This window comes from Roseivirga sp. 4D4 (genome assembly GCF_001747095.1).
GTDB lineage: Bacteria > Bacteroidota > Bacteroidia > Cytophagales > Cyclobacteriaceae > Roseivirga.
The window spans coordinates 538,262-550,983 of record NZ_MDGP01000001.1 but is presented as its reverse complement, the minus strand read 5'-3'; the positions used below and the strand labels follow the sequence as shown (position 1 = coordinate 550,983).

Annotated in this window: 8 protein-coding genes and 3 tRNA genes; 7 read left to right on the top strand and 4 right to left on the bottom strand. The window is 42.2% G+C overall.

The window, feature by feature from the left end; translation table 11 throughout:
• Positions 1-308 precede the first annotated feature (308 nt).
• The 7 genes from BFP97_RS02340 (at position 309) to BFP97_RS02315 (ending at position 5,069) form a co-directional block, all read left to right on the top strand.
• Positions 309-403 (top strand) — tRNA-Thr (locus tag BFP97_RS02340).
• A gap of 299 nt (positions 404-702) precedes the next feature.
• Positions 703-788: transfer RNA gene (locus BFP97_RS20685), tRNA-Tyr, on the top strand.
• A gap of 32 nt (positions 789-820) precedes the next feature.
• Positions 821-902 (top strand) — tRNA-Leu (locus BFP97_RS02335).
• A gap of 636 nt (positions 903-1,538) precedes the next feature.
• Entirely contained in the window at positions 1,539-2,639 is a 1,101-nt protein-coding gene (locus BFP97_RS02330) for a slipin family protein (RefSeq protein WP_069844163.1), read from the top strand.
• Between the two features lie 154 nt (positions 2,640-2,793).
• Entirely contained in the window at positions 2,794-3,312 is a 519-nt protein-coding gene (locus BFP97_RS02325; RefSeq protein WP_170827387.1) for a hypothetical protein, read from the top strand.
• Between the two features lie 71 nt (positions 3,313-3,383).
• Positions 3,384-3,611 carry a hypothetical protein gene (locus BFP97_RS02320; protein WP_069840873.1) on the top strand — a complete coding sequence of 76 codons (228 nt, stop codon included), beginning with the start codon at positions 3,384-3,386 and terminating at the stop codon, positions 3,609-3,611.
• A gap of 24 nt (positions 3,612-3,635) precedes the next feature.
• Positions 3,636-5,069: an RtcB family protein gene (locus BFP97_RS02315; RefSeq protein ID WP_069840872.1), complete on the top strand. Its 1,434-nt coding sequence runs from the start codon at positions 3,636-3,638 to the stop codon at positions 5,067-5,069.
• A 97-nt stretch (positions 5,070-5,166) separates the two neighbouring features.
• Here the strand turns inward: BFP97_RS02315 and BFP97_RS02310 are convergent, their stop codons facing one another.
• The 4 genes from BFP97_RS02310 to BFP97_RS02295 all read right to left on the bottom strand — a co-directional run bounded on the left by BFP97_RS02310 (position 5,167) and on the right by BFP97_RS02295 (position 12,721).
• A complete protein-coding gene (locus BFP97_RS02310; RefSeq protein ID WP_069840871.1) occupies positions 5,167-9,636 on the bottom strand; it encodes an Ig-like domain-containing protein in 4,470 nt (1,489 codons plus the stop codon).
• 282 nt (positions 9,637-9,918) lie between these two features.
• Positions 9,919-10,944, bottom strand: coding sequence for a c-type cytochrome (locus BFP97_RS02305; RefSeq protein WP_069840870.1), 1,026 nt, complete (start codon positions 10,942-10,944; stop codon positions 9,919-9,921).
• A gap of 18 nt (positions 10,945-10,962) precedes the next feature.
• Positions 10,963-12,288: a hypothetical protein gene (locus tag BFP97_RS02300; protein WP_139135157.1), complete on the bottom strand. Its 1,326-nt coding sequence runs from the start codon at positions 12,286-12,288 to the stop codon at positions 10,963-10,965.
• Between the two features lie 19 nt (positions 12,289-12,307).
• Positions 12,308-12,721 carry a YeeE/YedE family protein gene (locus BFP97_RS02295; protein WP_069840868.1) on the bottom strand — a complete coding sequence of 138 codons (414 nt, stop codon included), beginning with the start codon at positions 12,719-12,721 and terminating at the stop codon, positions 12,308-12,310.
• Between the last annotated feature and the right edge of the window lies 1 nt (position 12,722).

Here is a 12,722-nt window from a genome sequence, read left to right as displayed (position 1 = left end):
CGGGTTTTTTTGTGCTTAAAATTTGAGAAAATGCTACAACTGATGAAGCAAATACAAACGAAGAATTTAAATCAACTCAACCAGAGTCATTATGACTTTGCTTGTGAGGGAATAAATATGATTCAAAAGGTCGATGAAATGATGACTTGACAAAACTGATTTATCGGTTTTGAAAAGCCCGGCCTTCTGAAGGTCGGGCTTTTTTTATTCCTGTCAGGGTGGCCGAGTGACTAGGTACTGGTCTGCAAAACCTTTAGGAGGGCCTGTCTGCCGACAAGGTTCGAGCCTTGGCCTGGTATCATTTGAATTGACCTATAGCTCAACGGGTTAGAGTGCCAGTCTTGTAAGCTGGAGGTTCCAGCCTTGCCTGCCGGCAGGCAGGGTTCAAGTCCTGGTAGGTCGACTGAAGTGAGCATATCCTCCCTTTGGGGAGCCTTGCCTACCGGCAGGCAGGGTGCTCGAAGAGCTGAGGGGTAAAGCTAGTTACCCCGAAGGAAACTAGGATGCTAAAGGAGAGGCAGAACGGGTGTCTCCTGATTTAGAGAAGGCCTGCCTGCCGCAGGCAGGGTTAAAGGCCCTAAACAGTCTCCCGAAGTTTCGGGACGTTCGGGTTGTGATGTTTGTAAAAGCTCTAAAGTGAATAGCAGGTTATTCTGACACAAAGCTTGTAGATCTCAAGCCTAATGAAAGGATAACCTAAATGGAAATGCGATAACGTAGGAGAGTTATATCGGTCTGTAAAACCGATGCCATGCGCTGAATAGGTTCGAATCCTATCATTTCCACCAAGAGTGAGGCTATCTAGAGAGCCTCACCTTCTGTCTCAGTGGTGAAACAGGTATACACAGCAGTTTTAGAAACTGCCTCCACATGGAATGTAGGTTCGAATCCTACCTGAGACACGGAAATTAAGTTCAGGTATAAGACCTGATGAGGGCTTTGTAATGCCCCATAGTGCTTAGCCAATAGGTTAAAGTATGCTGCTTTTAGTTGGATAAGGTTTCCATCATGACGCTTAAGACGGAGGTTCGAATCCTCCCCCCCGATTGTATCGGGGTAACTCAGAGGTTAGAGTAGAGCACCCTTTTGAAACGGGGAATGGACTGTTAATCCATCAGAAGTACTGACTTCTTTAAAAACCAGGAACACCAGGAAGTGGTGTTTGATAGGTCCCTGAATAACTCTTCGAGTTAAAAAGGAACATTTTGATATAACCGAATGATCAGGATACCGCTTGTTGCGGTACTTGACTCTCTCATGACAATGGATAGTACTTATGGGTGGCACCCATACTTATTGTGCCTGAATCAAGAAAGACTCATGTATCAATTCAAACTCAATGTGATTTCCGTTTTGGACGAATGACCTATCACCACCCTTCCTATTTGAAAGACATTATTAGGCCAATAGTGATATATAATAATTAACCGAGTGGCCTCATCCCCAGCCCTTCTCCATCTGGAGTAGGGAGCAATAAAGACTTGCAAGTCCTCTCCTTTGGAGAGGATTTAGGAGAGGCGCTCACAAATTTTAGAAAAATGAAAAGGATACGAATTAACCAAGGTAAAGTGGCGCTGGTTTTCAGAAATGGAGACTATCGCAACATGCTTACGGCTGGTACGCATTGGGTATCTCTTTTCGACAATGTAGTCGAATATGATATGGCCAAAGAGTTCCTGGCACCCAAGTCACTAGACTTGCTTTTGAGAGATGAAAAACTCGCATCACAATTACATGTGATCACCATAGGTGACTCAGAAATTGTATTGAGATATGAGAGAGGAAACTTTCAAGAGGTGTTAACACCAGGTACTTATACCTACTGGAAAGGCCTTGTCGACTACGAATTCATTCCAATTGATTTGAGTGATTACGAGGTCAGCAATGGTCTGGACAAAGCCGTACTTATGTCTGGTGACCTTCACCCCTACCTAAGGGTGTTTACCATCGAATCATATGAGCAAGGTTTGCTTATGGTAGATGGAAAGTTTAGCAGAAAGCTCGCTGAAGGTATTCACTACTTCTGGAAAAACAGAACACCTTTGATTGTACTGAAAGCTGATATGAGGCAGGTACAAATGGAGGTTAGCGGCCAAGAAATTCTAACCAAGGACAAAGCTGCGTTGAGAATCAATTTTTATGGTCAATACAAGGTAAAAGACATTGTCAAAGCCTTGATAGACAATAAGGATTTCGAGAAACAACTCTATGTGTTCATGCAAATCGCGCTGAGGGAGTTTGTCGGCAGATTTACATTAGATGAATTGCTTGAGGAAAAAGCTTCTTTGGCCACTTATGTCAAAGAAGTGCTAAAAGCCAAAGCCAAGGATCTGGGAATTGAGATCAGGGACTGTGGTGTCAAGGACATCATTTTGCCCGGTGAAGTAAAAAACATCATGAACCAAGTATTGGTGGCACAGAAACAAGCGCAAGCCAATGTAGTCACAAGAAGAGAGGAAACTGCCTCTACTAGAAACTTACTTAACACCGCCAAATTGATGGAAGACAACGAAATGTTATTCAAGTTGAAAGAGATGGAATATGTTGAAAAAATCGCTGATAAAGTGAGCAACATTTCACTCTCAGGTGGCAACAAGGTGCTAGACCAGTTGAAGGAATTCTTCACTGGGTTTAAATAAGTTTTAAAAACACGGAACTCAAGGGTACGTCACCCTGAAACACACCTTTCTTGGTGGGTTCAGGAGACGTTACCTGATGGTTCTGGTGTCAAAGAACAAGTATGGAGAACATATTAACCACTTGAGGGCTAGCTGCCCTCTGAATTTTAGAAAAATGGACATTTACGAAACGTACATCGAAAATGTGATTCAGTTGGCAGATGAAGCCATGAATGATGGTAATTATGAAGAAGCAAAGAGTCTACTTGAAAGTGGCTTGATGGAAGAGCCTGGCTATGCAAAATTGCATATGAAAATGGGTGACTTCTATCAGTACCACTTAAAGAACCCTGGGCTATCCGAAATGCACTATCAGTTGGCCATAAAGTTTAATCCAACATTAGAAGATGCGTATGAAGAGCTTATTGAGCTTTACAATGAACATAAAAAATATGCCGGCCTTCGCTACTGGATGCTGAAAGCAGAAAAAGTAGAAGGCCTTAATAAGGCATTTGTTTATACACAACTGGGCCTGCTTTCCGAAAGAGAAGGTGGGTTTCAAAAAGCAATCGAGTACTTCAAAAAAGCGCTTCTAGATGCTATGGACAACTATGACACTGATGAATTGAAAAAGCACATTAAGAGAAACAAGTATAAATCTGCAGAGCTGGGTAAGAAGTCCGGCTCTGCTTAACCAAGATGGTCACTGAATAAATGGTACGCTCAGCATCAGCATCTTGAAAAACTGCTGGGCGCAAAACAATTATGAAGTTTACATTGAAAGAAATCGTAAAAGACAATCAGGTATATTTTTCTCATTATTGGGCAGATCATCTGTATTACCATGTTTCGGTAAAAGAAATTAAATACAGTTTCCCAGTTCCACTCGAGGATATTGGCGATGCCACATTCTTGAATGAAGACAAGGCCATTATCATGATGAGATACATTAGAAAAGCAATCGCGGACGGCACTTTCGTCAACGCGAATTAGAGAATAACATTAAATTATAAAATCATGGCATCTAGAAAATTAACAGGAAAGGACCTGAAAAAGCTAGGTTTCCCCGAAGGGAGAGCCATTGGTGAAGCCATGCGCGTGATGGAAACCGCCTACAAAGGCAAGTCCATACTTCACAAGAAGTCTATGCTTAAAAAAGTATTGGAAACCCCAGCACTTTACGCAAAGCATGATACCCTTGGCCCAGTGGCCACTGCATTGATGATAAGCGAGATATCCAATAAACCGTTGGAGATGCGCCAAAAGAGAATTCCATATGCCATTTATGGGCAAGAGGGAATTGAACCTGGCGCTATCAACCAAATGGAGATTGCGATGAAGTTACCTGTTGCCAAGTCTGGCGCTTTGATGCCGGATGCTCACCAGGGATACGGACTTCCTATTGGAGGTGTACTGGCCACAGAAAACGCAGTGATTCCATATGGTGTAGGGGTAGACATTGGCTGCAGAATGTGTATGACGCTATATGACATCCCTCCTGCTTATGTGCATCAGAGCACAGCAGCATTAGAGAAGATGTTAATGGACAATACCCATTTCGGTCAAAGCTCATTCAAGCGTCCAATGGACCATGAGGTACTTGAAAATAGTCTTTTTGGTGAAATCAATATCATCAAGTCGCTGAAGGACAGAGCATGGAGCCAGATTGGATCTTCTGGTGGTGGCAATCACTTTGTTGAATTCGGCATTGGAGAAATCCTATCTGATGACAATGAAATCAATCTACCTAAGGGCAAATACTTATCGGTACTCTCCCACTCAGGATCGAGGGGACTCGGTGCGAATATCGCGAGACATTACACCAAGTTGGCCATGGACATGACCAAGTTACCGAGCGAAGCCAAACATTTGGCCTGGCTGGATCTAGATTCAGAAGCAGGACAAGAATACTGGTTGGCCATGAATTTGGCAGGTGAGTATGCCTCGGCATGCCATCACCAGATTCATGAAAGGTTAGCCAAGGCTCTTGGAGAAAGGCCGCTGGCAATGGTAGAAAACCACCACAACTTTGCTTGGAAAGAGCAAGATGGTGATGGCAATGAAATCATTGTACACCGAAAGGGAGCAACTCCAGCAGGTGAAGGGGTAATGGGCATTATTCCTGGATCCATGACATCTCCGGGCTTTATTGTCAGAGGTAGAGGGGTTCAAGCATCTATCAACTCTGCGGCACATGGGGCAGGTAGGTTAATGTCTAGAACCAAAGCCAAGCAGAATCTTTCGAAGAAAGAAGTGAAACAGCATATTAAAGAAGCTGGTATCACCTTGATTGGCTCTGGACTAGATGAAGCACCACAGGTGTATAAGGACATCCATCAAGTGATGGACAGACAGAAAGACCTTGTGGATGTAATCGGCACATTCCAGCCCAAAGTGGTGAGAATGTGTGGCGCAAACGAGGCCAAAGGCGGTTTTCAGGAAGTGGATTAAAAAAGGAGGCACTAAATAAGTGCCTCCTTTAATGGTAGTAATGAGACGAAAGCTTTATTTTAATCTGGCGCAACTCAAGCGAGTGCGATAATCCTTACTACCTTGAAACAATCAATCTCTCAGTGTAGCTACTTCCATCTTCAAGCTCTACCTTGAGCAGGTAATACCCTTCCTTTACATCACGCAAATCAATTTCATTTGCACCCTCGTACACCTTATACTTTTTACCATCTGGATAGATCAAAATCAACTTGTCAATGGGCAAAGGCGCATCGATCAGTATTCTATCACTGGCCGGGTTAGGATATAACTTTATAACAGCCCGAGGCCTCAAAGGATCTATAGAGGTCACTACGGTCACAATAACCGTTAAATTGACGCTAGCCGAGTATTCTCCATCACTCACACTAATCTCAAGCTCATAGGAATTATCCCCATTTTCATCCAAAGGTTTGTGAAAACTAGGAAGAGACTGGAAATTCAATATTGAACCTTTAATAGTAAAAAATGAAGCGTCTGCACCTGATAAAGTAAAGCTTAAATCATCATTTTCAGGGTCATTGGCAAATAGTTCTAACACCTCTACGACATCCCCCTCTAAAGAGGTTGTTCTTGGTATATCAATGGAAGGTGCTTCATTTTGATTGATGACCGTGATAGTCACCGATTGATTGGTATCAAGACTTCCATCACTCACAGTAACTTCTACTTCATACTGACCGTTCTGGTCAGCATCACTTGGGGCTTCAAAGTCTGTTGCTTCGATGAATTTCAGGTTAGTCCCCTCTATCTCAAAGAGTGAGGCATCTGCACCAGACAAAGCCCAGCTTAGATTATCTCCCTCAGGGTCTATAGCTATCAGTTTGACAATGGCGGTAGTGTTCTCTTCTATAGAAACTTCTGAATCCAGATCAAACTCAGGAGACTCGTTTTGATTAGTGACTGTGACAGTCACCGATTGATTAACATCAAAGGTGCCATCACTGACGGTTAGACCCACCTCATACTGACCGTTCTGGTCAGCATCACTTGGGATTTCATAGTCTGCAGCATCTGTAAATTTCAGATTGGTTCCTTCTATCTCAAATAGCAAGGCATCTGCACCTGATAAAGTCCAGCTTAGATTATCTCCTTCTGGGTCTGTAGCTACCAGTTCGACAATGGCGGTAGTGTTCTCTTCTATAGAAACTTCTGAATCCAGGTCAAACTCTGGGGACTCATTTTGATTGGTGACGGTAACGGTCATCGATTGACTGACATCAAAGGTGCCATCACTTACAGTTAGCTCTACCTCATACTGGCCATTTTGGTCGGCATCACTTGGGGCTTCATAGTCTGCTGCATCTGAGAACTTAAGATAAGCTCCTTCTATTTCAAATAGTGAGGCATCTGCACCTGATAAAGTCCAGCTTAAATCTCCGCCTTCCGGATCAGTTGCAACCGGAACGACTATTTCCACGGTATTCTCTTCCACACTAAGTTCCGTGCCCACATTGAACTCTGGTGCTTCGTCTTGGTCTAGCATATTGACCCTTAAGAATTGAGAAAAGCTACTGGAAGCATCAGACACTTCAACCTCCAACCAGTAGATACCGTCTTGATCTCCATCTGATGGATTTTCATAGTCTAACTCTCCTTGCAAGATTAGATTCTCTCCATCCAATACAAACTGATCAGCATCTTCTCCTTTTAAGGTCCATCTGAATTCGCCACTTTGAATTTCAAGATCAGAAAGTGACAGTGTGAACTGACTATTTTCCTCCACCTCAAAATGGTCTTCCAGTACAAACCTCGGTACCAAGTCAGCTTCCTGCACAACCACTCTTTGAGATACAAAGGTTGGTTGGTTGTTTTCATCTCCTGCCTGACGTGCCATAATTTCAACTTCTCCAATGCCATGGATGGTGGCGATATTATCGTCAATAGAAATAATTGAAGGATCGGAACTAGACAGAGTGACCTCTAAACCTGATGAAGCTGATGCTATTAGTTCAAATGGTTCATCTGCCTCGGTTTTATCCTCTATCCATTCAAAGGCGATGTATTGTAAACTTTGATCAGCAATCCAGGCTTGTGCCTCTGTAGTAATATCCCACCTTAGCGTATCTTGAAAATATATTAGCTGATCAGCCTTAGAAGACAGACTAAAGATTTTGTAGATATTATCTCTTCCTCCTTGATAGTCCCTTTTAGAACTCAGGTCAGGAATTTCAGGGTTCTGCATGTTTCTATAAACCTTCTGGGCGAATTCATAGCCATAGATATCATAGAAGTAAATCAATAGCCCACTCATCATATCATTAATACTATTCCATTGACTCCATGGAAACAAAGATGATTTCCAAGTATTTTCAAACGTATACCCTCTGTTATCAACGTAAGTCCTTAAGTAACCTACATGACGATCATACCACAACTCTAGATCCCAACCGAAATAGTTCACTTCATAACCAAGTTCTGTAGGCAAAACATATGGAGTAAACCCAGTAAATCCATTAGTCCAAAAACCTGATACAGCATCACTCTCATCCATTATCCAATCAATCTTATTCAAGTTAGATGGTAACCAAAAGTTCCTGGTTTGCTCATAAATAAATATCTGATGTATCCTTGGTTCTAAGATCGAATTGTACTGTTCATCCAGAAAGGCTATGCCATATGAGGACCCTGCTGCACCATGTCCAGCAAGGCCACCTGCTCCACAATTATCTTGTAGAATTTGAATCACAGGTTTACCATTAACCATAGGGGGGCTAACGGGGAGATCATAAATGCCCGAAAGATCTTCCAACCCTCTGTACAAGGAGTCAAACATCTTGACCACATTCCTCATGGCACCATAGTCTCTATCACCAGGTCTTTCTCCTTCTACCGCAATAGCAACCCTTTCACCTTCCCAGATGGTGGCTCTAGTCACTGGTAATTGACTACAGTTCATCTCAAGACTTTGCACATAGGGTATTCCAGTACAATTAGAAATTTCATCGAATGAATTACATTCATATACAGTAACTTGATCAGGGATTCCACCTTGCGTGAAGGTTTTCCTTAACACTTCTCCCTCATCTGTGACACAGATTGAATTCAAATATTCATTTCCCGAAAGCAGAAGTGTATTTAAACTACTCCAATTAATGCCGCTCATGTTTAGGCATATTAAGCCATTATCCATAAGGCTTAAAAACTCAAGATTTTCATGCGTCCCCAATGCGAAGCTCACGATCACATTATCATCTGCATGCAAAACCTTCAATTGAGACATCCCAGAGAGATTCAGAGTCGACAAGTTGTTATCATTGATATTGAGTTCCTCGAGGTTTGTAAAATTATTAAGCCCTCTAAGGTCAGCAATCTCTAAACCTGAGATATCTAAGGCAGTCACCTCTTGAGCCTCTGAATGCTCAATATTACCATTCCCATTAAGGTCTACTCCTCTATCTATAAGAGCTTGAAATAGATTCTGATCTGGAAAGGATATATAATCACAATTCACTATAGTGACCCCATCAGGAAAACCACCAATATCAAACTCACGATTAGAAGCGAGATCTACATCAGGCACACAAACGCTTTCTAAATGCACCCCATCCAAAGCCAAAGCAGAAAGAAAGTTAAAATCCACACCACCCATATCCAGATATGAGAAAGGATTGTTGTCGGCATACAACTCTTTTAGTGCTGGTTTAAAACCTAATCTTAAAGTGGTCAGATTATTTCCACTACAGTCTAACGAGAATAAGTTGGCTTGCTGGGAAAGCTCTAAAGTTGAGAGCTGATTCAGACTACAATTGAGTTTTTGAACAAGAAGGTTATTACCCAAATCTATTTCAGTTACTTCATTGCTCATAAAATCCAACTCCTCGAGCAAAGGGTTATGACTTAGATCGAGTGACTTTATCTCATTTTCATAGATCATCAGCTTCTTGAGTCTATTATTTTCAGAAAGGTCAATTGTTTCGATGCGATTCCTATAAAACTCAAGCAACTCCAACTCACTCAAATTACTTAAGTCAAGATTAGTCAGTTTATTCTCAGCACATCTTAACTCTTTTATAGAAGACACAGTACCTAGTAATAATTCTTCTATCTGTCCATTCCTTTCACAAAAAAGATATTTGAGTTTAAGACTATTGCTCACATCTAAGGATGGAAGTCTATTTCCATCAACATCAAGAGTTTCTAATTCAGTCAGATTGGACACGTCTAATGAGGTGATCTGGTTATATCCAGCACCAAGATTTTTAAGCTTGGTTAATGAGGAAACATTTAACTCGGTGAGACTATTAAAGAAACAGGCCAAACGTTCCAGGTTAACAAAGTACTGGATGCCTTCCAGACTCTCGATGTTAGAACGGCTCACATCTATGTCTCTTGGAACAAGCGCTTCAATTTCCTGAATCACACCATCACCATTGGTGTCTATTCCTAAATCTATGAGTTTGTCTAAGAAGTTTTGATCCGGGATAGAAATCTGCGCCTGAGCGGAAACTATACTAAGTGAAAACAGGGCAATGGGTAAGAGCCAAATGCGAAGCTTCACACTTGGAGAGAAAAAGTTAAAAGACATGGCTTAACAAGCTTTTGGGTTGAAACTTATTTATAGCCTGCCGAGAAACTGAGCTAAAGATAATTAAAAAAGTAATTCAAAAAACGGCCACTCCTATGCATCAAGGGTATTTTTGATCTTCAACGAATTCCTTTGTTGGTGAGATACTTTAAACAAATAAGAGAGTCCGATAGATGTTAATGATTGCACATTTTCAGGCTTACGCTGAGCTTCTAGCTTCTAGCTTCTAGCTTCTAGCTTCTAGCTTCTAGCTTCTAAAGAAACGAAAGGTTATCGGTCCAGTTACTTAGTTTTCTTAATCCCATACTCCTTCTCATAGAACTCCATAATAGGTTGAAAAGGACCATACTTATGCTGCAAAGAAGAGAATTGATCTTCCCAGGGACCATAAGGTGTTGATACAGGCTTGAGCTTTTTGTCTGGAAAGTCCACTTCTGGATTTGACTTCTGGGGCCTTTCAAAGCTATTGATATAGGCAGCCACATGGTAGGCCTCTTCATCCGTGAGTACTGGTTTTTCCAGCGTGGCTTGAAGGTAAGGCATATTACCTTTGATAAACTCTGCTGCGGTAATTACTCTGTGCATTCCCGCTCCATGATTATAGGTGTCTGTCCCCCACAAAGGCGGGTAAAGATATTTCTCTGTGTCCGAAGGTCTTTGTCCCTGACCATCTTCCATATGACAGGATTGGCAATGTTGTATGTAAACCTCCTTACCTCGAACCGGATCAGCGGCTTCATCGGGCAGCTCGACTTTAGCGAAGCCTTTGAATTCTGCCTCCCTTTCAGCCGGCACATCTTCACTCAGCCATTCCATATAAGCGATGATTGCCTGCATCTTGAGCCCACCTTCCGGCAGCACTTCACCATCCATACTGCGTTCCATGCAGCCATTGACACGCTCGATCAACGAGCCCATCTTATTTTCTCGACCTCTGAACTGGGGAAAGCGATTGGCAACTCCAACAAATGATGCCGAACCAGATTTTCTACCAGCATCTAAGTGACAGCTTTGACAACTCAGGTTGTTGCCTGCCAAGCGGTTCTTAATTTCCGGAGCTAAAGGACCAATATGTTTACTGGTTTCAGTAATGATTTCATAACCGAGCCTTACCAAGTTCTCTCGCGGACTGGTGCCTAGATCGATCTGTGCATTGCGTGGTTGCCAGTTTTCTGGAGAGGTTTGTGGCGTATAAACCCATTCCGGATTTGTCCACAGTACGATCAAAAAAAGGAAGGAAACAATAACCAATACAAAAACAGCATAGATGGCTTGAGTAGCTGTCTGTATCAGTTTTCCTAAATCCATAGATTCGTATACGGGTTTCTAGAAGGTATAGGCCAAGATTAGATCACTGTGGAAGAAATCGATACGATTGATTCTATAATTTTCAAAAACAATCTCGTTACCAACCGAAAACCTTTTGGCCAGATACAACTCAGCCGAAAGTCCCTTGAACGAACCGGCCTTAGGTGAATATTTTATTGAGGCATCTAAATGCATATGTGGTGGCAAACCCAACTTATTCTTATTGAATTCCTCTGGTGCTGGCGTAATGTGCCCGCCCAAGCTGGTGAAAAAACGAAGGTCTCGTTTTTCATTGCTCCAATTCCGTGTCCACTTGGCCATCAATGCGGTGACGTTACTCAAGCCCTCTACTCTTGTTCTGCGCTGAAAGGTGTAAAAAGGTTCCAAGCCCCATTCTCTCGGCAATTGCAGTCTACCATCAAGACCGATCACTGAGACATTGAATTGAAAGGAGTGGTTATCATACTTCTTTTCGGCCCTTAGGCCCAAGTATACCCCATTTGTTCCGCCTCTGACATAGGCCAAAATAGGATTCACGTTGCCTCCATCTCCGACTCTGGTTTGTAACATAAACATTCCCTTTAAAGTCAAAGCGTTTTGGAGTTTCAGTGTAGGCTCTATCAAAAAGGTATTGAAAACATTATCGGCATAGTAATTCCAAATATCTATCTCAATTTGATTGTTCAGTTTGAAGTTAAGATTTGAAATTAACAGGTAATCTGAATTGACATTACCAGGATACCTACTCGGTGAGCCTCCCGTATTGACTCCAGTAGCAGCCAAACCGATGGTTCCCCCAATATTATCAAAGCGGCCAGTGAACCTCGGTGCTATTCGATCAATATAACCGAACTGAAATTTGAACCGCTCATTGTCATACTTATACCACAAGCCTTGCATTGCATTCGGAAAAGGCCATGGTTCAGGGTTGACGATTGGTGTTTGTTGCAAAAACCTTCCAATTGTTATCCTATGGTTCCCAAAGTTAAGGTCAGCATAGAGCTGACTCAATGTTCCTTCTACCCTTCCGTCAAGGTAGTTCGGGTGCCAAAGATTAGCTTCGAAGATCGGGCCAGAACCTGTTTGTGCATCTCGTTTGGTTATGTTATCCAAGCCGTAATGTATCAGTCCGTTAACCTGCCCACCAAAGGTAAGCCAATCATTAAGCCCCTTTTCATATTTCAAAAAGCCGTAAGACACTGCGCCAGAAAAATCGGCCAAACTGCCTTTGTTGGCCGTACGCATGTAGCGTGTCGTAAAGGTGCCATCAAAATCACTCTGATCTTGGGCCAGAGCGGATGAAACAACCAAGAATGTAATCAGGAAAAGAAGGGTAAGTTTCAAATCAAAAAATTTACCCCAATTAATGAGGTAATTTGTTCCTAAACAAGCCATAGACATAAGTACCTAGCAATCCGGAAGCAATAGCCACCAACATCACCAAGTATCCATTGCCCACTTGAACGAACAAAGGTCCCGGACAGGCTCCTGTAAGCGCCCAGCCTAAACCGAAAATTGTTCCCCCAATTAAGTACCTGGCATAAGAGAACTTCTTTGGTGAAATAACAATTGGGTCACCAGACATTGCCTTCATGTTTGTTCTTTTAATATACTGGGTAATGATTACTCCCAGTACCACAGCCGAACCAATTACCCCATACATATGGAAGGATTGGAATTTGAACATCTCAAAAATTCTGAACCACGAAATTAGCTCAGCTTTCGTCAGGACTATGCCAAAGACTGTTCCTAGAATTAAATACTTGAAATACCTCATA